The organism is Thermococcus sp. MAR1 (assembly GCF_012027305.1).
Taxonomy (GTDB): Archaea; Methanobacteriota_B; Thermococci; order Thermococcales; family Thermococcaceae; genus Thermococcus.
Genome location: NZ_SNUF01000001.1, coordinates 287498 through 306211 on the forward strand (window position 1 = coordinate 287498; position 18714 = coordinate 306211).

Annotated in this window: 23 protein-coding genes; 17 read left to right on the top strand and 6 right to left on the bottom strand. The window is 53.0% G+C overall.

What is annotated here, in order from left to right; all coding sequences use genetic code 11:
- Both E3E25_RS01600 and E3E25_RS01605 read left to right on the top strand, forming a co-directional pair.
- A complete protein-coding gene (locus E3E25_RS01600) occupies window positions 1-1377 on the top strand; it encodes an ATP-binding protein (protein WP_167891562.1) in 1377 nt (458 codons plus the stop codon).
- Window positions 1378-1380: 3 nt separating this feature from the next.
- Complete coding sequence (locus tag E3E25_RS01605; RefSeq protein ID WP_167891563.1) at window positions 1381-1596, top strand: hypothetical protein; 216 nt, start codon at window positions 1381-1383, stop codon at window positions 1594-1596.
- Between the two features lie 111 nt (window positions 1597-1707).
- On the opposite strand, the gene E3E25_RS01610 is transcribed toward E3E25_RS01605, so the two are convergent.
- On the bottom strand, window positions 1708-2616 hold the full coding sequence (locus E3E25_RS01610) for an asparagine synthetase A (RefSeq protein WP_370456663.1): 909 nt from the start codon (window positions 2614-2616) through the stop codon (window positions 1708-1710).
- A 193-nt stretch (window positions 2617-2809) separates the two neighbouring features.
- Here E3E25_RS01610 and E3E25_RS01615 point away from each other — a divergent pair, with 193 nt between their 5' ends.
- Window positions 2810-3391: a Flp pilus assembly complex ATPase component TadA gene (locus E3E25_RS01615; protein ID WP_167891565.1), complete on the top strand. Its 582-nt coding sequence runs from the start codon at window positions 2810-2812 to the stop codon at window positions 3389-3391.
- Here E3E25_RS01615 and E3E25_RS01620 read toward each other — a convergent pair.
- Entirely contained in the window at window positions 3388-4164 is a 777-nt protein-coding gene (locus E3E25_RS01620) for a hypothetical protein (protein ID WP_167892591.1), read from the bottom strand. The two genes, E3E25_RS01615 and E3E25_RS01620, sit on opposite strands and share 4 nt — an antisense overlap.
- Before the next feature lie 28 nt (window positions 4165-4192).
- Entirely contained in the window at window positions 4193-5347 is a 1155-nt protein-coding gene (locus E3E25_RS01625; RefSeq protein WP_167892592.1) for an alanine--glyoxylate aminotransferase family protein, read from the bottom strand.
- Window positions 5348-5511: 164 nt separating this feature from the next.
- Between E3E25_RS01625 and E3E25_RS01630 the strand changes: the two genes are divergently transcribed.
- From E3E25_RS01630 to E3E25_RS01650, 5 genes are all read left to right on the top strand, one after another.
- Window positions 5512-6678, top strand: coding sequence for an MFS transporter (locus E3E25_RS01630; RefSeq protein ID WP_167891566.1), 1167 nt, complete (start codon window positions 5512-5514; stop codon window positions 6676-6678).
- Window positions 6679-6895: 217 nt separating this feature from the next.
- Entirely contained in the window at window positions 6896-7444 is a 549-nt protein-coding gene (locus tag E3E25_RS01635; RefSeq protein WP_167891567.1) for a 50S ribosomal protein L16, read from the top strand.
- Between the two features lie 132 nt (window positions 7445-7576).
- A complete protein-coding gene (locus E3E25_RS01640; RefSeq protein ID WP_167891568.1) occupies window positions 7577-8719 on the top strand; it encodes an RNA ligase in 1143 nt (380 codons plus the stop codon).
- A gap of 51 nt (window positions 8720-8770) precedes the next feature.
- Window positions 8771-10141: an ATP-binding protein gene (locus E3E25_RS01645; RefSeq protein ID WP_167892593.1), complete on the top strand. Its 1371-nt coding sequence runs from the start codon at window positions 8771-8773 to the stop codon at window positions 10139-10141.
- A gap of 50 nt (window positions 10142-10191) precedes the next feature.
- On the top strand, window positions 10192-10452 hold the full coding sequence (locus E3E25_RS01650; protein ID WP_167891569.1) for a hypothetical protein: 261 nt from the start codon (window positions 10192-10194) through the stop codon (window positions 10450-10452).
- Here E3E25_RS01650 and E3E25_RS01655 read toward each other — a convergent pair.
- The 3 genes from E3E25_RS01655 to E3E25_RS01665 all read right to left on the bottom strand — a co-directional run bounded on the left by E3E25_RS01655 (window position 10449) and on the right by E3E25_RS01665 (window position 12360).
- Window positions 10449-10670: a hypothetical protein gene (locus E3E25_RS01655; RefSeq protein WP_167891570.1), complete on the bottom strand. Its 222-nt coding sequence runs from the start codon at window positions 10668-10670 to the stop codon at window positions 10449-10451. The two genes, E3E25_RS01650 and E3E25_RS01655, sit on opposite strands and share 4 nt — an antisense overlap.
- The gene (locus E3E25_RS01660) at window positions 10630-11208 is read right to left on the bottom strand and encodes a hypothetical protein (protein ID WP_167891571.1); all 579 of its coding nucleotides are present in this window, start codon (window positions 11206-11208) and stop codon (window positions 10630-10632) included. Before E3E25_RS01660 ends, E3E25_RS01655 begins: the two co-directional genes overlap by 41 nt.
- Before the next feature lie 69 nt (window positions 11209-11277).
- Window positions 11278-12360: an ATP-binding protein gene (locus tag E3E25_RS01665; protein ID WP_167891572.1), complete on the bottom strand. Its 1083-nt coding sequence runs from the start codon at window positions 12358-12360 to the stop codon at window positions 11278-11280.
- A gap of 1049 nt (window positions 12361-13409) precedes the next feature.
- On the opposite strand from E3E25_RS01665, the gene E3E25_RS01670 reads away from it, so the two are divergent.
- The 9 genes from E3E25_RS01670 to rpmC are packed head-to-tail and all read left to right on the top strand — an operon-like array spanning window position 13410 to window position 18710.
- The gene (locus tag E3E25_RS01670; protein ID WP_167892594.1) at window positions 13410-14180 is read left to right on the top strand and encodes a putative RNA uridine N3 methyltransferase; all 771 of its coding nucleotides are present in this window, start codon (window positions 13410-13412) and stop codon (window positions 14178-14180) included.
- 1 nt (window position 14181) lies between these two features.
- Window positions 14182-15225 (top strand): 50S ribosomal protein L3, encoded by a 1044-nt coding sequence (locus E3E25_RS01675; RefSeq protein WP_167891573.1) that lies wholly within the window; start codon window positions 14182-14184, stop codon window positions 15223-15225.
- Between the two features lie 10 nt (window positions 15226-15235).
- Complete coding sequence (gene rpl4p, locus E3E25_RS01680; RefSeq protein ID WP_074631425.1) at window positions 15236-16003, top strand: 50S ribosomal protein L4; 768 nt, start codon at window positions 15236-15238, stop codon at window positions 16001-16003.
- Window positions 16004-16009: 6 nt separating this feature from the next.
- Window positions 16010-16270 carry a 50S ribosomal protein L23 gene (locus E3E25_RS01685; RefSeq protein ID WP_055429651.1) on the top strand — a complete coding sequence of 87 codons (261 nt, stop codon included), beginning with the start codon at window positions 16010-16012 and terminating at the stop codon, window positions 16268-16270.
- 13 nt (window positions 16271-16283) lie between these two features.
- Complete coding sequence (locus tag E3E25_RS01690) at window positions 16284-17003, top strand: 50S ribosomal protein L2 (protein ID WP_074631423.1); 720 nt, start codon at window positions 16284-16286, stop codon at window positions 17001-17003.
- A 2-nt stretch (window positions 17004-17005) separates the two neighbouring features.
- A complete protein-coding gene (locus tag E3E25_RS01695; protein WP_167891574.1) occupies window positions 17006-17407 on the top strand; it encodes a 30S ribosomal protein S19 in 402 nt (133 codons plus the stop codon).
- 10 nt (window positions 17408-17417) lie between these two features.
- Window positions 17418-17888 (top strand): 50S ribosomal protein L22, encoded by a 471-nt coding sequence (gene rplV, locus E3E25_RS01700; RefSeq protein WP_167891575.1) that lies wholly within the window; start codon window positions 17418-17420, stop codon window positions 17886-17888.
- Window positions 17889-17893: 5 nt separating this feature from the next.
- Window positions 17894-18523: a 30S ribosomal protein S3 gene (locus E3E25_RS01705; protein ID WP_167891576.1), complete on the top strand. Its 630-nt coding sequence runs from the start codon at window positions 17894-17896 to the stop codon at window positions 18521-18523.
- Window positions 18510-18710 carry a 50S ribosomal protein L29 gene (gene rpmC, locus E3E25_RS01710; protein WP_088179849.1) on the top strand — a complete coding sequence of 67 codons (201 nt, stop codon included), beginning with the start codon at window positions 18510-18512 and terminating at the stop codon, window positions 18708-18710. Before E3E25_RS01705 ends, rpmC begins: the two co-directional genes overlap by 14 nt.
- The last annotated feature ends 4 nt before the right edge of the window (window positions 18711-18714 follow it).

The following is an 18714-nucleotide window of genomic DNA, read 5'->3' on the forward strand; positions in this document are numbered from 1 at the left end:
ATGAATGAACTATTTGTGAATAGAACTCGGGAACTGGAAGCGTTGAATAGAGCATATGGAAGCAATAGAAAAGAGCTCGTAATAATCTATGGCCGGAGAAGGGTAGGAAAGACTGCCCTTGTTAAAAAATCCGTGGAGGGTATGAGACATCTGTACTTCTTCGCTGAGGAGACTCTAGAGGAGGAAAACCTGCGGGCTTTTCGGAGTTCAGTTGCCAGGGTACTGAAGAACTCTCTTATTGAGAAGGCCGAACTCTCTTGGGAAGAACTCTTCAAGCTTCTCGACGGTTCCGGAGTGGTCATCATAATAGACGAGTTCCCGAACCTGATAAAATCCAATCGGGCTATAGTATCGAAGTTCCAGAAAATCTGGGAGGGACTAAAGGACATCAAGCTCGTTCTGACGGGTTCATCCATAAGCGTCATGGAGAGCCACGTCCTTGGATACAAAAGTCCACTCTACGGGAGAAGGACGCTTTCCATAAAGCTTGGCCCCCTGGGCTTTTTCCATCTGAGAGGGTTTTTCCCTGAGAAGGACTGGAGGGAGCTTGTAAGGATTTATGGTATAACTGACGGCATTCCCGCATACATAAGGGAGGTTCAGTTCAGGCTGAGGGCTGGAGAAAAGCTCGAAGAAGTGTTTCAGCCGAATAAACTCCTATTCGATGAAGCGGAATTCCTACTTAAAACCGAGCTGAGGGAGCCGGCTCGCTATTTCTCCATCCTCAAGGCCATAGCCTTTGGAAAGACAAAGTTCGGTGAGATAGTGAGCTTTACTGGACTTCCAAGTTCAACTGTTTCCCAGTACCTCAGCAACCTTCAGACACTTCACATAGTTGAGGAGAGGCATCCAGTGGGGGAAGCCGAGAGAAGGAGGAACGCACGCTACTACCTGAGTGACCTCTACTTTACCTTCTGGTTCCGCTTTGTCTACCCAAACCGCTCCCAGCTCTTTGACTTTGGCTATATTGAGAACTTTGAGGAAGAGTACAACTGCTATCTTGGTTTAGTCTTTGAGAAGATAGCGGAGCAGTTCCTCAGGGAGCTAAACAAAGCGGGCAAGCTTCCCTTTAGGTTCACGAAAATCGGCCGCTGGTGGCATAGGAATGAGGAAATTGATTTGCTCGCTTTGAACGAGCGTGAGAAGAAGGCTCTCTTCGTCGAGGTGAAGTGGAAAGACCTTAGCTTGAGGGAAGCTAAAGGAGTTCTGAGAGACCTTGGGAGAAAGGCGAGGCTTACAGGCCTTGAAGACGGGGAGAGGTTTTACGGAATGGTGGCGAAGGGTATTAAAGGGAAGGAAGAGCTCAGGGCTGAAGGCTGGTTCGTGTGGGATTTGGCTGATTTCGAAAGGCTTATCTCTTCTGAAAGCGGAGTTTGAGGGGTGGTGCCTTTGTCGCTTTTGCCTTTGGCTGGGATGTTCATCTTTGGGGGGAAGAAGAAATCGAGCGAAGAAAAAGAAACTGCAGTCCCGAAAAACTTGAGAGATAAGGTAAGAATAGTAGTAATGCGCCACGGAAAGGGGTTGTACTACCTGCTCAGCCGCGCAACGCCGGGACAGGACGTTGCAAGAATCCCAAAGGAAACCTCGAACTCATAGGCCTCTACACGGTAGTGCTTAGGCTGGTTGAAGAAGGAAGTTTGAAGAGGCGGAGAAGCTTCTCCGGGCGTTTTAACTGGAACTAAGAGGGATGTAAAAAGTCATGGGGGGTCAAATCACCGCCGGAACGCCCGGAATCCTTGGGAAGGGCTGCACTTCGGCTATGTGCTTTGCCCCGACCATGTAGCGGACCAGCCTCTCTACGCCGATTCCCGCTCCTGCGCTCGGCCTTAACAGGCCAGCCTTGGCCACCTCCAGATACGGTCTGAAGGCTTCGAGGCTTATCCCAGCTTTCTTCATCTTACTGACTATCACTTCATACTCCCACTCCCTCTCGCCGCCGCTTGAGACTTCTCCATAGCCCTCAGGCAGGTAGAGGTCGTAGTTTCTGAAGTGGCCCGGCTTTTCTGGATCCTCCCTGTCGTAGAACTCCCTCTCGATGTCGGTAACCCAGAAGGGCTCGTCCATGACTTTGCTGGCCTCGTCCTCGTCCCCGAACTCCTCCTTTATCTCCTCCAGCGTGAAGCGCTTGAACGGCGGTTTAACCTTCGGAACCTCCCTCTCAAGACCCCAGCTTCTCGCCTCCCTGAAGAGGCCGCTGATGAGTCCCTCGATGAGGCCCATCACGTCGTCCATACTGGCGTAGGCTACCTCGAAGTCGAGCTGGGTGAACTCGTAGGCGTGCCTTCCGTCGTCGGCTGAGCGACCTTCGAGCCTTATGTTCGGCGAGAGGATGAAGAGCTTATCTATCCCCATCGCCACCGCCATCTGCTTGTGGAGTATCATGCTGTGGGTCAGCCTCAGTCTGGAACCGTAGACCTCGACCTCGGGGGGCTTGAGAGCCTCTTCCGCCGCTGGATCCGGCCAGAGCGGGTCTGTGATGGAGCTGAGCATGACCGGCAGCATCCACTTGAAGCCCTTCGCCACCATGTATCTTGTCATATAGTCAATAACTCTCGTCTGTATTTCCATAACTGGTTCAATTTTTCTGGTCACAATTTGGAGAGCGTTCATATATATCACCTGATTTTTGTCACCGGTTTTCTCCTTTATGGCCTTTATGCAAAAACTTTTGGATTTTGGGCAAAATATGACATTAAATTATAGCTATTTTTGAACAATTGACAATATCTTGGCCGTTAATTGACATTTATCAACGACCGCTGGCGATAGCGTTATAACGCCAGCCGAGAACCCTATACGGTGGTAAAGCATGGGAGTGTACATATTCACGCCTGAAGACCTTGTCCGCTACGGCTCCGCAACCGAGGAGGAGCTTGAGGTTTTGAAGAACGCGATTCTCTCCAAGAAGGACATCCTCGTGGTCGGATCGAGCCGCTCCGGAAAGACCAAGCTCGTCGAGGCCCTGATGCATTATATCCCCGATAACTGGAAGGTCGCTGTTATAACCGCTTACGGCGAGTTCAAGCCCTTCAAGCCGAATATAGTTGTCATAGACACCCAGTTCGACAGCCAGCCCCTGGAAAGGCGCACCTCGGACGTTATATCAAGAATAAAGGCCCTGAACCCGGATTACGTTGTTATCGACACCATCCACACTATCGATGTTTCGAGGGTCTTCCGGGAGCTAATAGATGACTACGCGTTTATAGTGACATCCCTTGCCCTTACCAGTGACATAAAGGACGAAGTCAGGCACTGGCTCAGGATAAGCGGCGAGACCTTCGACAAGTTTGACATCGTCGTGGAACTCAGGAGGGACTTCAGGACAGGCAGGAAGAGTATAAACCGGATATACGAGGTAAAGAACGGGGAGCTAAGGCTGGTCATTTAGTCCTTTAGCTTCTTTTTCAGGTCTTTCCACTCATCTTTGACTTCATTTATGATCCTCATCTGTCCTTCCTTTGTTAGATAGCCCTTTCTCCATGAAACGTACAGGACAATGTTGAACGCAGCTGTGACTATCAGCGCGATTAATAGGGAGCTTACCGCAACGCCCGCTATGGTGTGCTGGGTTCTCCTGAACATCCCGAGGATAACGTAGTCCCCCGGCGTCATGTGCCTCATGGGAAGTGTAACCCTCTCAGTGCCCTCCGCGGGAATAATGGAGAGCATATGGTTCCACGTTACGGAATAGACCTTAACGTGAGTACCATTTTCGGCACAGTCGGGAACGGTTAGGTCCCTCTCGAACCACACACAGCTCCCGTCTGGGTTCACAACGGCCCAAACGTCCGTGTGCTCGTAAGTCTGGAAGTAGACCGTGCGGTTGTGGGGAAAGACCTTCACCACTTCTATGTCCTCTGTTGCTCCCCCGTAAACAAGGGCCCGGAAGAACCGGTAGAGCCTGTCTATCAGCCAGTTGCCGAAGTATTCGTCCTTCCAGACTATGTAGTAGTAGATGTTGCCGCTTCCATCACTCATGTAAAGCAGTTCATCCGGGGGGTCATCGGGTAGTGTGTAAACTATGGGGCCATACGTCCTGGCCTCTTCTGTCTCTCTTGGCAGGTAACCCTCAAGTGAATAACCGCTGGTGTAGAGACCAACGCTCCAGAAGATGAAAAAGTTGAGAACAAACCATGCTGCAATCAGCTTCTTTGAGACCATGCCTTCCACTAAAAGATAAAAAGAAACATCATGCCTTAAGCTTTTCTATGACCTCGCGGAGGTTGGCGAGCATCTCCTCGATGTCATCAAAGGTCATGTACCCCATGTTCCCAATCCTGAAGGTCTTCTCCGCCACGCTTCCGTAACCTTTGGCCAGCTCGAAGCCGCGCTCGCGCATCGCGTTGTAAACGTCGACGCCCTTCATTCCCTCTGGAACGACAACGGCCGTTATCGTTGGGCTCTCGTAGCCCGGCTCGGCGAGAATTCCGAGACCCATCTCCTTGACGCCTTCGCGTATCATCTCGCTCCTCTTCCTGTACATTCCGAGCCAGGCATCTTTGCCGCCCATCTTTTCAACAATTCTCAGAACGACGTTGAGGCCGAATATCTGAGGGAGCGGTGGGGTTGAGGGCGTTCCCTTCTTCTTCTCGTTGAACTTCTTGTAGAGCGGCAGGTCGAAGTACCAGCCGCGCTCAGGCATCTTCTCGGCTATCTCGAAAACCCTCTCGCTGACCGCTGCAACTGCCAGCCCAGGCGGGACGCCGAAGGCCTTCTGCGAGCTGGCGAATATCATGTCGAGGCCCCATTTGTCGAACTTTATGTCCGCGCCACCCATGGCTGAGACAGCATCGACGAAGAGGAGCTTGTCATGCTCGTGGACGACCTTCGCCAGCTCGGGGAGCGGGTTGAGGACGCCGGTCGAGGTCTCGTTGTAGGTTATGGTTACCGCAACGACGTCGGGGTTCTTTCTGATGGCCTCGTCGAGCTCCTCCGGCTTGATTGCGTATCCAGGCTCCTTACTCAGGATGGCGGCTTTCCTACCGTTGCTCTCGACCACATCTTTGAACCTGTCCCCAAAGGCGCCTATGGTGGTGACGAGGACTTTCCCTCCCCTCGGGACGGTGTTTCTAACCGCAGCCTCCATGAAGCCGGTTCCGGAGCTCGGGAAGAGGATTATTTCCCCCTTGTCAGCCTCAAGAAAAGCCTTGAGCCTGTTAAGGGTATCAACGTGAACTTCCTTCGCTTCGGCCGAACGATGGCTGAACATCTGGACGCTCATTATCGCGAGAACCTCCGGGAAACAGGCAACCGGTCCTGCCGTGAAGAGCTTGTATTTCGGCTTGACGAGTTCGTAAACCTCTCTGTAGGCTTCTTCATACTCCATGTTGAACCTAAGCTCCATCAGCATCACCTCGGCGGGAGTTTGGAGATGAAATATAAAAAGGGTTCGCTGGGGGTTTGTGGCAATTAGTTGAAACCCCACTCATTTATTCTCCCTATGATTGAAAAATCTTCGGCATGGCCAAGACTTTTAAAATCTTTATCTAACGTTCAGAAGGTGGTCGTATGGAATCCAGACGTCTCGCCGGAATACTCCTGCTCATACTGTCAGCCTTCACAGGCACGATAGCCTTCCGCCTTGCCACTCCGGCCATAGCGTTCTACACCCGTGATATACTACAGGCCTCTATGCTTTCCGTTTCAATCGTCTCGATGTCGTTTGTGCTCGCGAGGGCATTTTCCTCAGTCTTTGGCGGGCTGATGCTCGAAAGGGGTAAGAGGCTCGTCTATATCGGTGCGGTAGCTATGATGGGAAACGCTCTAGCTGTCCAGCTCTATCCCCTGACCTCAACCTGGTTCCAGGTTGCGGGAATAAAGCTCCTCAACGGCTTTCTAAACGGTCTGAGCTGGCCGATGGCGCAGTTCGTCATAGCCGTAGCGACCCCGAAGGAGATAAGGGCGAGGGTTACCGCGGTCTACTTCTTCTTCGGCAGCATCGCTTCCCTCCTTGGAAACTACGTCTACGCCTACACGATAGACCTCGGACTTGCCAAGCAGATGTGGATTTCTTCCGCGTTCTTTGTCCTGACGGGTCTGATAATGGTGGCCAGTTACCTTCTCCTCTACGAGAGAATAACGCCCAAGAGGAAGAAAACCCCCGACGGTGAAAAGCCGAGCCTCGAACCCAAGAGGGTTCTAATCATCGCCTCGCTGATGGCGGTGATAGTGGCTTTCACTTCCGGTGAGATAACCTACGTCTACGTTTCTGAGGCCCTTGGTATGGAGAAGGCAAGAACCGCCACGCTCATCGGCTGGGCGGGTTTCCTCGCCGCGATGCTCAGCTACTTCGCTTCTTGGCTTGCCGACGTGAGGAGCGAGAGGCGGATGGTTCTGCTCACGTCTCTAATGGCTGCGCTCTCACCGCTCCTTGCCGCTGTAAAGACCGCCCCGACGGTTTTCCTGGGGATATTTCTGGCGCTCTTCGCTTTCCAGAGCTTTCGGCCGATTTCCAGAAAGGTTCTTGCTTCATATCACCGCTCCTCCCTTGCCATCGGGGGCGTTAATGGCGTTCAGAACCTCTCGACTTTCCTGGGAGGAATGCTGTTCGGTTTTGCGTACTCGCTGGGCGAGCTTCACGGCATCTTGACGCTCAACCTCGCACTGCTGGCATTCACACCCGTTTCAGTGGTTCTGCTTTGGCAGAGCGTTAAGCTTAAAGGCGGAGGGGAGTGAGTGCCCTTTGGTGGAAACTCCAAAACTTTTATAAAAGCGACGGCAAGCTAAGTTTAGGCTTAGCTCTCATTGGGATTACTGCGGGTGCTGATAACCCCTTGAAGGGGTAACGGGCCGAAGACCCGGCCTTCGGGCTGATGTCCGAAACCGGCGACGGGAGTAGGAAAAGCCCGTAAACCGATTCACTCGGAGGTCAGGCTCATTTGGAGGTGAGAGTATGGGACTGAGACCAGCCAAGATTGATAGGGACGTTGACAAGCCCGCTTACACGAGGAGGGAATATATACGCGGTGCGCCCGGTCCGAAGATAACGATCTTCGACATGGGCAACCTTTCGGCTGAATTCCAGTACGAGGTCAGCCTTCACGCGGAGCAGGCCATGCAGATAAGGCAGAACGCCCTTGAGGCCATCCGTATCCAGGTGAACAGGTACCTCCAGAAGAACGTCGGAAGGAGCAACTACCACTTCAAGATAAGGGTTTACCCGTTCCAGGTTCTCAGGGAAAACCCGATGGCAACCGGAAGGAAGGCCGACCGTTACGGAAACGGTATGAGGAGGCCCTTCGGAAAGCCGATCGGCTTAGCCGCTCGCGTCAGGAAGGATCAGAAGATACTCACCGTCTGGGTGAACGAGAACCACCTCAAGTTCGCCCTTGGAGCGATGCACAGGGCCAAGATGAAGCTGCCCTACAGCGCCTACTACAGGATCTACGACAAGGAAGGCAACGACATCACCAGCAAGGTTCTCTCGACCATGAAGCGCTAAAGCGCAACGCTGAAGCGCAGCGCTTGTCCTCTTCTACATTTTCGTAATGTGTTTTGTGCCCCTGACCGATGGTTTTTGTCATATATTCATAATGATTATTAACGATGCCACCCAACTTAGACTGGTGGGACGATGGTAAGCTCAGGCTTTAGGGCAACCCTTCTCAAGCTCGGTCTGCCAGAGGACAGGCTGGCGGTTCTTGAGGGCAAGGGTGGAGTTGTGGAGGGGGAATTCGAAGGCATAAGATACGTCCGCTTCCGGGATTCTGCCAAGGGCTTTCGACGCGGGACGGTCGTCTTTGAGAACGGCGATGTTGTTCTGGGCTTCCCCCACATAAAGCGCATTGTCCAGCTGGAGAAGGGGGTAAAAAGGGTCTTCAAAAACAGATCCTTCTACGTCGAGGAGAAGGTGGACGGCTACAACGTCCGTGTCGTGAAGGTGAGGGACAGAGTTCTCGCTCTAACGAGGGGCGGCTTTATCTGTCCTTTCACGACCGAGAGGATTCTCGACTTCGTCAACGATGAGTTCTTCAAAGATTACCCCAACCTTGTCCTGGCCGGTGAGATGGCCGGGCCCGAAAGCCCGTACATCGTCGAGGGGCCGCCCTACGTGAAGGAGGACATAGAGTTCTTCCTCTTTGACATCCAGGAGAAGGGAACCGGGCGAAGCCTTCCGGTGGAGGAAAGATATAAACTTGCCGAGGAGTACGGGATCGAACAGGTGGAGAGATTCGGTCTCTTCAACCGCTCTCGTATAGATGAACTTTATGACCTCATCGAACGGCTCAGTAGGGAGAAGCGCGAGGGAGTAGTGATGAAAACGCCCGACATGAAGAGAATCGCGAAATACGTTACTCCCTACGCCAACATCAACGACATTAAGATAGGCTCGCACATATTCTTTGACCTGCCCCATGGCTACTTCATGGGGAGGATTAAACGCCTCGCTTTCTACCTAGCCGAAAAGCACGTTAAGGGGGAAGAGTTCGATGAGTACGCGAAGGCCCTCGGAAAGGCCCTCCTCCGGCCTTTCGTCGAGAGCATCCACGAGGTCGCCAACGGCGGCGAGGTCGAGGAGGTCTTTACGGTGAGGGTGAAGAGCATAAGCACCGCCCATAAAATGGTGACTCACTTCGAGAGGCTCGGTGTGAAGATCCACATCGAGGACATAGAGGATCTGGGCAACGGCTACTGGAGGATAACATTCAAGAGGGTCTATCCCGATGCAACGCGCGAGATGAGGGAGCTGTGGAACGGGCTGGCGTTTGTGGATTGAAGCCGAAAGGCTTAAATTATTATCCTGTCAAAGATTATCTTGGTGAAGATAATGTTTGTCAATCGAAAAGATGAGCTGGCTCTCATTGAGTCTTTCTACTCTTCTGGCAAAAAGGAGATCCTGATTCTCTACGGGCGCAGGCGAGTTGGAAAGACCGAACTCCTAAAGAGGTTTATTCGGGGGAAGAATGCCCTCTATTTTTTAGCCGACAGGGACGGACTGGAGTCAAATGCTAAAAGATTTTACTTTGAAGCGGTGGAGGTTCTTGGACTTCCTAAGCTGGAGGTGAGGGACTTTAGAGAGGCTTTCGAGTTGATAAAGCTCAGGGCACCCGAGAGGTTTGTCGTTGTCATAGATGAGTTCTCCTACCTTCTCCTCGCGGACAAGAATACTCCTGCGGTTTTCCAGCACGTGATAGATGAAATCCTTGACGACCGATTTTTCCTAATTTTGAGCGGCTCGATAATCGGCCTTATGGAAGGGTTGATGAACTATACCAACCCCCTCTATGGCAGAAGAACGGCACAGCTTAAGCTTAAGCCCTTGAACTTCTTCCATGTTCGAGAATACTTCGAAAACGCGCCCATCGAAACCGTCGTGAGGATATACTCGGTAACTGGCGGCGTGCCCATGTACTTCCGGCTCTTTGAGGGAAAGAACTTCGAGGAGGAACTCCTCAGGGTGGCGTTCTCGCCTACGTCCATACTCTACGAGGAGCCAGAGTTCATCCTGAGGGAGGAACTTGGTGACGTGCACAGGTATTATCTAATTCTTGAGGCGATGGCCCTTGGAAAGCACAGGGTGAGTGAGATTGCGAACTTCGCGGGAATCGAGGCAAAGGACATGCCAAAGTACCTGAGGACTTTAATCTCTCTCGAACTCGTGAGGCGCGAGGTTCCCGTTATAGAGTCTGAGAGGAGCAGAAAAGCCCGCTACTATCTCAACGACAACTTCTTCGCATTCTGGTTCCGCTTCGTAAAGCCAAACCGGGGAAGGATAGAGATCGGGACGTTCGAGATGGACTGGAATGCCTTCAACGCCTACGTGGGAAAGGCATTTGAAGATATGGCGAGGCAGTTCCTCATTGAGCTGAACAAAGCCGGAAAGCTTCCCTTTAGGTTTACGAAAATCGGCCGCTGGTGGCACAAGAGGGAGGAGATCGACATCGTTGCCCTCGACGAGGGGGAGAAGAAAGCCCTCTTTGTGGAAGTCAAGTGGAAAGACCTTAGCTTGAGGGAGGCGAGGGGAGTTTTGAATGACTTGGAGAGGAAAAGTGGGCTCGTTGGGCTGGAAGGGTGGGGGAAGTTTTACGGAATAGTGGCGAAGGGCATTAAAGGGAAGGAAGAACTCAGGGTGGAGGGCTACCTCGCTTGGGATTTGGAGGATTTCGAAAGGCTTATCTCTTCTGAAAGCGGAGTTTGAGGGGTGATGCCTTTGTCGCTTTTGCCTTTATCGGGAAGGGGCAAATAAACGTGGCGAGAGTTCCCAAACCCTCCGGAGAACTTTCCGGGGCAAAGCTCGAAGTCCTCTCCATTCTTCACGGCCTCGAATTTGCGGGCTTTTCTGATGAAGCCAAGCAGAAGGCCATCGAGAGACTCTCCGCAAGGATAGGGGAAGTTTCCGCTGAGAAGCTAACGCCCGAGAACCTTCAAAAGCTTGGCCTCTACGCCTTTGCAATCGAGATAATCAAAAGGAACGAGTTTGGGAGAGCCAAGGAAATCGAGGGGTTTTAACGTCTTTTCCTTGCTTCCTTCATTCTGATGTACTCCTCCTTGGTGAGCGGAAATCCTTTAGCGGACTGGAGGAACGAGTTTATCAGCTTCACCTGTTGCCTGAATACCTCGTCGGGGTTCTCCTTCAACCTTTTCACGTACAGCCTTATGAAGGCCAGCCTCTCCTCCATATCGCGCTTAGAACGGTACTTCGACGTTGAGCCTCTCCGCGTAGTCATTTAGCGCCCTCCTGTCTATCCTTTCCTTGAAAAGCTCATAGAGGAAGAACGCGTCTTCGAAGTCCTTATCACTTCCGAGGTAGAGCTTGTACGCTATCTGCAGTTCTATCGGTGAGATGTAAATCCTCCTGCCGCTGAGCTCCGCGGGAATTCTCATCTCAAGGGCCTCCCGGTGGAAGTAGTCCTTTGGAAACTTTATCTCCGCGTTTGGGATTATCTCCCCCTGCCTTGCCATCCTTATTCCCATTCTCTGGAGGAGCATTTCATAGAGGCCCCCGCAGTCCTCTGGGTTGAGGAACTCGAAGCCCCTTAACTTTGCCTCATCGCACATCTTCAGGAACCTCTGCTCCGAAACCCTCTCCATTACAAAGTCCACGTCCTCAGTTCCACGGGAGCGACCGAAGAGAATCGTGACGTAGCCGCTGACTATTACATAGGGAGCGTATTTTTCTATGAGCTCGACCACGTCCAATACGAACTTATCCAGCTCGCTCAGCTGGCGGTTGATTATGATGGGATTTCCAATCCTAATTCCCATGCTATCCCCATTGATTTTTTGCCCCTTGGTGTATTTATCCCTTTCTCGCTCAACTTGTACCCCCGCAAGTTAAAGCTCCCTGAAGACCTTCGCCAACACGGGGTCGGGGATGAGGTATCTGCCCCCTTTCTTTTCCACGTAGCCCGCTTTGACGAGGTTCTCAAGCAAAGCTGAAAAGTTCGAGTCGTTTACGGGGCCAAGCTTCAGGGAAAGGTAGTCTCTAATGTCCTTCCAGCGGGAATAGTTCAACGCTATCGCCTTCAGTATGAAGCGGTATCTTGGGCTGTAGTTGAAGAGCCTCGACAGCTCGTTTCCAGCTATGGCCTTTGCTTCCCTCAGAACTTCCTCCATGGCTTCATTATGTCCGAGCTTTCTCGTTATCCTTATGTATCCGTAGAGGGAGAGCCAGCCTGGAATGCCATCGAGCTCTTCAACGGCCCCTTCGATTTCCCTTTCCGTAACTTTAAACTTGGTCTCTTCGAAGCCCATTCTCAGAAATTCTCTGCTCAGGTCAGGATTAAAACGCTCAAGGGCTATGTCGTGGTGGTATCTGCCGAAGAGAGGCGCTTCAGGGTCGTTAAACTTCAAGAAGTCAAAGAGAAGACCCACCTCTGAGCCGGTGAGAATGAATGTCAGATTTTCGAGGTTGTCGATGGCATAAGCCAAAATCCCATCGTACCTTGTGGCCCCCCCAAAGCGCAGGTACTGGGCCTCGTCAAAGGCTATAACGACCCTTCCGGCTTTCTCGCCGTATTCGTTGAGCGCTTCCAAGAGCTCGGTTATCGAGAAGTCCTTCGAGGTTATCTCCAACCTGAGCCCGGAAACGCTTACCCCTTTGACCCTCTCAAGGAAGAGCTTCGCCTCCTCAACCAGCTTTTTCCTTCCGCTCATTCCTGAAAGGAGCATCTTCCCGATTACGTACCTGTTGACGGATGAGAGCTCGGAGTAGGTCTTTCTCACGTCGACTTTTATCGAGGGATAGGTGAGCTCGTTGAGTGCAACGTTGAGTAGTGAGCTCTTTCCAAGCCTCCTGAGGCCGAGAAGGAGGATTAGCCTTTCTCCTCTTTCCACTGCCTCCTTAAGCTCCCTGAGTTCCTTATCCCTGTCGAAGAGTTCTTCCCTCTTCGTCTTTGGGTAGGGTGAAAACAGCATTAACTTGCACCCCCACAAGTTACTTGCACCCCTGCAAGTTAAAAGGCTTTCCCCCAACCTTTGCTTTCGCAAAGGTTGATCAAAAAGTCTTCGCCGTTAAAAGGGTATGGAAATGTTTGCATGCTATTTTAATGAGGTGTGTTTTAATGGGTTTGTATCAAATTTCATTGATTTTGGGCGTGTTTTACTCTAACTCAGCGCCCGAAGGGCGCCAAAAATGAAAAACATGAGTAAGAGCTGGCAAGATTAAGAATAAACCCATGTAAAAATAGGCTCATTTAAAAGGCATGCCAGTTTTGATGAAACTTTTTCCAGAAAAGTTTCTTAACGTGGGGCGAAGCCCCACTTCGGGGGTTTGAGAGTACAGAGCAAGCTTTAAGAAAGCTTGACCAAAAGTTTGTAATTTTTTGAGGTAGTGCCCTTGAAGAGGGATTCATTTCAAAATCAGCCATTAGGAAGTTGGATTCCTCGAACAGATTTTTTCACATGGGTTCTACTTCAACCGCGCTCCTTCGGAGCGCTAAAAACGCTTGAACCCTCCTGGAACGCATCCTTAGAATGAATTCATTCTGCCCAAAAAGAAGTCCTCAAAGAAATCCACTCCAGAACACGCTTTTCAAGAGGAATCACCAACCTTGATCAAACGTCACGCAGGCGAACAAGCTTTTAAAAAAGCTTGACCAAAAAGAGTCCTCTTCTGTTAAACCAAACAGAGAATAAAAGCGTGCACATTTAAAAACTACTTGAAAACAAGGTTCAATTCTAATGTCTGGCTGTTACTCGGTTTCACTTTCATTCTGGCGTTCTTCGAACGCCTTGTGGGAGCGAAACGTTGTACCAGTGGCAATTGGAGAGTGAACCACTTAAAAACGGGCATTTTTGAGAAAGCACACCTTCTTTCCGCCAGCGCTTGCGAAGCAAGGGCTGATTGCAAAAAAATTATACACCACCCAACCCAAAAAAGGGTGGAACGGTTCGAAAGCCTTTTAAATACTCTCCATAGACCCCACTTCAGCGTTGAAGTTACCATAGCAAAGGATGACGGAAAAATGGCCTGGCACGTCTTCATTCCGGATTCGCTCCTCGAAGAGACCGACGACCCCAAAATCAGGACGTACAAGGTTGGTCAGATAGCCAGGGCCTGCGCTATATTCGGCGTTGAGCATATATGGATCTACAAAGCTGGCGGCAGAGACGGCAGGTTCATCAAAACCATCCTCGAATATGCGGAAACGCCCCAGTACCTCAGAAAGAGGCTGTTCCCCCTCATGCCGGAGCTCCGCTATGTTGGCGTCATTCCGCCGCTGAGAACCCCCCACCACAAGCTTAAGGGAAAACCAAAGGTCGGCGAAATCCGCGAGGGCTTCGCATTCAGGAAAGGGAAGCGGGTTTACGCGGACATCGGCCTTGACGATCTCGCCATGGTGGAGGGGGACGTTGAGGGACGTGCAACCTTCAGAATCGTCTCAGTAAGGCCGCTCAGGGTGATACCGGCAAAGCCTGCTGAGTACTGGGGCTACAGGGTGCATCTCACGGGGAAGTCACTGGCAAAAACACTTAAAAAGGCCAGGCTGGATTTGAGCATCGCGACCTCCAGGAAGGGGCGCGACATTCGAGAGGTGAAGCTTCCCCCGCTTGAGGGGGAGGTCGGATTCATCTTCGGCTCACCGAGGAAAGGCGTGATGGAGCTCCTCGGCGAGGAGGAATATGACTTTGATCTAATCCTTAACACCGTTCCGAATCAGCGGACGAAAACCGTCCGCACCGAGGAGGCCGTCTTGGCCACACTCGCGGTGTTTAATTTCATAAGGAGGGATTGAGATGGGAAAAATACACAGGCCAAGGAGAGGTTCACTGGCTTACTCCCCTAGAAAGAGGGCCAAGAGCATAGTCCCGAGAATCAGAAAGTGGCCGCAGGACAGTGAAGTCAGGATGCTCGGTTTCGCCGGCTATAAGGCCGGTATGACCCACATCCTCATGATAGACGACAGGCCAGGGCTCACCAAGGGTAAGGAAATCTTCATGCCGGTTACTATCGTGGAAGTCCCGCCGCTCTTCGTCTACGGCATTCGCGCATATAGGCAGGGCTACCTTGGACTTGAGACCGCCACTGAGGTCTGGTTCCACGAGCTCAACAACTACGTTAAGAGGAGGATAAAGACCCTGCCCAAGGAGTACAGCGAGGATGCCTTCAAGGAGAAGCTCGGTCAGCTTGAGGACCTCGTCAACGACGGCGAGATAGTCGACGTCAGGCTTCTCGTCCACACCCAGCCGTGGCTCATTAAGCTCAAGAAGAAGCCGGAGGTCATGGAGTACGCCATCGGTGGCGACGACGTTAAGGCCAAGTTTGACTACGCCAAGGAGAAGATAGGCAGGGAGCTCCGCGCCAGCGAGGTTCTCCACGAGGGCGAGCTCCTCGACGTCATAGCCGTCACCAAGGGTAAGGGAACCCAGGGCCCGGTCAAGCGCTGGGGAATCAAGATACAGTTCCACAAGGCTCAGAGGGCTGGAAAGGCCAGGCACGTCGGTAACCTCGGCCCGTGGCACCCGACGAGGGTCATGTGGACCGTCCCGCAGGCGGGTCAGATGGGCTTCCACCACAGGACTGAGTTCAACAAGAGGCTCATAGCGATAGGCGAGAACGGCAAGCTCAAGCTCGACGAGAAGAACGAGATAGACATTACCCCGAAGGGAGGCTTCCCGCACTACGGCATCATAAGGAGCGACTTCCTCATGATACAGGGAACCGTGCCGGGTTCCTTCAAGAGGATCATCAGGGTCAGGCCGGCTATCAGGCCGCCGAAGAAGAAGCCGCCGGTTGAGAGGCCGCAGATAACCTACGTCAGTAGGGAATCCAAGCAGTGAGGTGAGATAGATGAAGGTTAAGGTTTTCAATCTCGAAGGCGAGCCTGTGGAGGAGATAGAGCTTCCGAAGGTCTTTGCCACTCCATTCAGGCCCGACCTCATCAGGAGGGCTGTCATCGCCTCATGGACCCACAGGATTCAGCCGCAGGGTAGAGACCCGATGGCCGGTAAGAGGCGCGTTACCGAGAACATCGGAAAGGGCCACGGAATGGCCAGGGTTGAGAGGATAAAGACCTCCCCGAGGTTCGCCGCCTTTGTTCCCTTCGCCCGCGGCGGAAGGAGAACCCACCCACCCAAGGTTGAGAAGATAATCTGGGAGGACATCAACAAGAAGGAGCGCAGGCTGGCCATAATGAGCGCCATAGCGGCAACGGCCAACTACGACCTCGTCAGGGCCAGGGGCCACATCGTTGACAACGTCCCGCAGGTTCCCCTCGTTGTCGTTGATGACCTTGAGAAAGTATTCAAGACCGCCCAGACCAGGGAGATATTCAAGAAGCTCGGCGTCTGGGACGACATCGAGAGGGCCAAGAAGAACACCAAGATAAGGGCTGGTAAGGGTAAGATGCGCGGAAGGCGCTACAAGAAGGCTAAGGGCCCGCTCATCGTCGTTGCCAAGAACGAGGGAATCGTCCAGGGAGCCAGGAACCACCCGGGTGTTGACGTCGTTACCGTCGAGAACCTCAGTGCGGAACTCCTTGCCCCGGGTACCCACCCCGGTAGGCTTACCGTCTGGACGAAGGGAGCTATAGAGAGGCTTAGGGAGATTTACGGGTGATGAGAGATGGATCCGTACAAGGTCATCATAAAGCCGGTCGTCACGGAGAAGGCCGTGGCGATGATAGAGAACGAGAACAAGCTCACCTTCATAGTCGACAGAAGGGCAACCAAGGCCGATATCAAGAGGGCCGTGGAAGCGATGTTCGAGGTCAAGGTCGAGAAGGTCAACACCCTCATAACCATGAGGGGAGAGAAGAAGGCCTACGTGAAGCTCAAGCCTGAGTACAGCGCAAGTGAGGTTGCTGCCAGGATAGGATTGTTCTGACGGGGTGAGTGAGATGGGAAAGAGTCTGATTCAGCAGAGGAGAGGTAAGGGAACCACGACCTTTAGGGCCCCCTCCCACAGGTACAGGGGTGCCGTCAGGTACGTTCCGCTCAACCTTACCAAGGAGAAGACCCTCGTCGGCAAGGTCGTAGAGATACTCCACGACCCTGGAAGGACCGCCCCAGTGGCAAGGGTCAAGTTCGAGAACGGCATGGAGAAGCTCATTATAGCTCCGGAAGGAGTCCTCGTCGGCGAGGAGATAGCCATCGGGCCGAACGCCCCGATCAAGATCGGCAACACCCTCCCGCTTGCCATGATCCCGGAGGGAAGCTACGTCTACGACATAGAGGGGGTTCCTGGTGACGGTGGCAAGTACGTCAGAGCGGGCGGTGCCTACGCCCTCGTCGTCAGCAGGGAGAAGGACAAGGTCATAGTCCAGCTTCCGAGCGGTGAGCTCAAGCAGTTCAACCCGATGTGTAGGGCCACCATAGGTGTCGTTGCCGGCGGTGGAAGGCTTGAGAAGCCCATCGTTAAGGCAGGTAAGGCCTACTACATCGCCAAGGCAAGGAACAGGTTCTGGCCGAAGCCGAGGGGTGTCAAGATGAACGCCGTCAACCACCCGCACGGTGGTAAGGAGCACCACATCGGCAGGCCGAGCACCGTTTCGAGGCGCGCTCCGCCCGGAAGGAAGGTTGGTCACATAGCCGCGAGAAGAACTGGTAGGAGGAAGTGAAGATGGCGAGAAAGAAGGAGTTTAAGTACAGGGGTTATACTTTCGAGGAACTGCTCAATATGTCACTTGAGGACTTCGCCAAGCTCCTTCCGAGCAGGCAGAGGAGGAGCCTTAAGCGCGGCCTTAGCCCGGAGCAGAAGAAGCTCCTCAGGAAGATAAGGCTCGCCAAGAAGGGCAAGTACAAGAAGCCGATCAGGACTCACAGCAGGGACATGGTCATTCTCCCAGAGATGGTCGGCATGACCATCCACGTCTACAACGGAAAGGAGTTCGTCCCGATAGAGATCAAGGAGGAAATGATAGGCCACTACCTCGGCGAGTTTGCCCTCACGAGGAAGATCGTCCAGCACGGCTCACCTGGTGTTGGAGCCACCAGGTCATCGATGTTCGTGGCCATCAAGTGAGGTGGTATAGATGAGCAGGGGCAGGTTTTCCTACTCATTCCAAAATTTTGACCCGGACAGAATGGCTCGCGCCAGCGGAAGGGACCTCAGGATATCCCCCAAACACAGCATCGAACTCCTCAGGGAGATAAAGGGCATGATGCTTAACGATGCCATCAAGTACCTCGACGACGTTATCGCTCTGAAGAGACCGGTTCCGATGAGGCGCTTCAACGACAGCCAGGGTCACAAGCCCGGCAAAGGCTTCGGCCCCGGAAGGTACCCGGTTAAGGTTGCGAAGGCCGTCAAGAAGGTCCTCCTCAACGCCAAGAACAACGCCGAGCAGAAGGGCCTCGACCCGGACAGGCTCAGGATAATCCACGCTGCTGCCCAGCGCGGGCCGGTACTTCGCGGATACATCCCGAGGGCCTTTGGAAGGGCCACACCGTTCAACGAGCAGACCACCCACATCGAGATAGTCGTTGAGGAAGTTAGGAGGTGAGACTTTTGGCGATCGAGAGATACTTCATCAAGGAAGGCGTTAAGGAGATGCTCATCGACGAGTACCTTGAGAAGGAGCTCCGCAGAGCGGGCTACGGTGGAATAGACATCAAGAAGACCCCCCTCGGAACCAAGGTCGTCATCTTCGCCGCCAACCCCGGCTACGTCATTGGAAGGGGTGGAAGAAGGATAAGGGAGCTCACCAGGACCCTTGAGAGGCAGTTCAACCTTGAGAACCCGCAGATTGAGGTCGAGGAGATCAAGAACCCCTATCTCAATGCCAAGGTTCAGGCGGTAAGGCTTGCCCAGGCCCTCGAGAGGGGCATCCACTTCAGGAGGGCGGCCTACTCAGCCATTAGGGCCATAATGAGGAACGGCGCCAGGGGCGTTGAGATTCGCCTGAGCGGAAAGCTAACCGGTGAAAGAGCGAAAAGCGTCAGGTTCTACCAGGGCTACCTCGCCAAGGTTGGAAACCCTGCCGAGACCCTTGTCAGCAAGGGCTACGCCCAGGCCAAGCTCAAGCTTGGAGTTATAGGTGTCAAGGTCTCCATCATGCCACCCGACGCCAAGCTCCCGGATGAGATCGAGGTCATAGAGAAGGTTCAGGAAGAGGTGAGCACCAATGAAGCCGAGTGAGATTAGGGAGATGAGCATCGAGGAGATCGAGAAGAAGCTCAGGGAGCTCCGCCTTGAACTCGCCAAGGAGAGGGGTGTGCTCACCATGGGGGCCTCGCTTGAGAACCCCATGGTCATCCGGAACATCAGGCGCGACATCGCGCGCCTGTTGACCATAAAGAAGGAGAAGCTTAGGGAGAAAAGGTGATGGT

Excerpts from the sequence above, each read along its gene's own strand:
- E3E25_RS01600 (WP_167891562.1), top strand. The coding sequence starts at position 1 with ATGAATGAACTATTTGTGAATAGAACTCGGGAACTGGAAGCGTTGAAT.
- E3E25_RS01615 (WP_167891565.1), top strand. The coding sequence starts at position 2,810 with ATGGGAGTGTACATATTCACGCCTGAAGACCTTGTCCGCTACGGCTCC.
- E3E25_RS01620 (WP_167892591.1), bottom strand. The coding sequence starts at position 4,164 with ATGGTCTCAAAGAAGCTGATTGCAGCATGGTTTGTTCTCAACTTTTTC.
- E3E25_RS01625 (WP_167892592.1), bottom strand. The coding sequence starts at position 5,347 with ATGGAGCTTAGGTTCAACATGGAGTATGAAGAAGCCTACAGAGAGGTT.
- E3E25_RS01630 (WP_167891566.1), top strand. The coding sequence starts at position 5,512 with ATGGAATCCAGACGTCTCGCCGGAATACTCCTGCTCATACTGTCAGCC.
- E3E25_RS01635 (WP_167891567.1), top strand. The coding sequence starts at position 6,896 with ATGGGACTGAGACCAGCCAAGATTGATAGGGACGTTGACAAGCCCGCT.
- E3E25_RS01640 (WP_167891568.1), top strand. The coding sequence starts at position 7,577 with ATGGTAAGCTCAGGCTTTAGGGCAACCCTTCTCAAGCTCGGTCTGCCA.
- E3E25_RS01645 (WP_167892593.1), top strand. The coding sequence starts at position 8,771 with ATGTTTGTCAATCGAAAAGATGAGCTGGCTCTCATTGAGTCTTTCTAC.
- E3E25_RS01655 (WP_167891570.1), bottom strand. The coding sequence starts at position 10,670 with ATGACTACGCGGAGAGGCTCAACGTCGAAGTACCGTTCTAAGCGCGAT.
- E3E25_RS01660 (WP_167891571.1), bottom strand. The coding sequence starts at position 11,208 with ATGGGAATTAGGATTGGAAATCCCATCATAATCAACCGCCAGCTGAGC.
- E3E25_RS01665 (WP_167891572.1), bottom strand. The coding sequence starts at position 12,360 with ATGCTGTTTTCACCCTACCCAAAGACGAAGAGGGAAGAACTCTTCGAC.
- E3E25_RS01670 (WP_167892594.1), top strand. The coding sequence starts at position 13,410 with ATGGCCTGGCACGTCTTCATTCCGGATTCGCTCCTCGAAGAGACCGAC.
- E3E25_RS01675 (WP_167891573.1), top strand. The coding sequence starts at position 14,182 with ATGGGAAAAATACACAGGCCAAGGAGAGGTTCACTGGCTTACTCCCCT.
- rpl4p (WP_074631425.1), top strand. The coding sequence starts at position 15,236 with ATGAAGGTTAAGGTTTTCAATCTCGAAGGCGAGCCTGTGGAGGAGATA.
- E3E25_RS01685 (WP_055429651.1), top strand. The coding sequence starts at position 16,010 with ATGGATCCGTACAAGGTCATCATAAAGCCGGTCGTCACGGAGAAGGCC.
- E3E25_RS01690 (WP_074631423.1), top strand. The coding sequence starts at position 16,284 with ATGGGAAAGAGTCTGATTCAGCAGAGGAGAGGTAAGGGAACCACGACC.
- E3E25_RS01695 (WP_167891574.1), top strand. The coding sequence starts at position 17,006 with ATGGCGAGAAAGAAGGAGTTTAAGTACAGGGGTTATACTTTCGAGGAA.
- rplV (WP_167891575.1), top strand. The coding sequence starts at position 17,418 with ATGAGCAGGGGCAGGTTTTCCTACTCATTCCAAAATTTTGACCCGGAC.
- rpmC (WP_088179849.1), top strand. The coding sequence starts at position 18,510 with ATGAAGCCGAGTGAGATTAGGGAGATGAGCATCGAGGAGATCGAGAAG.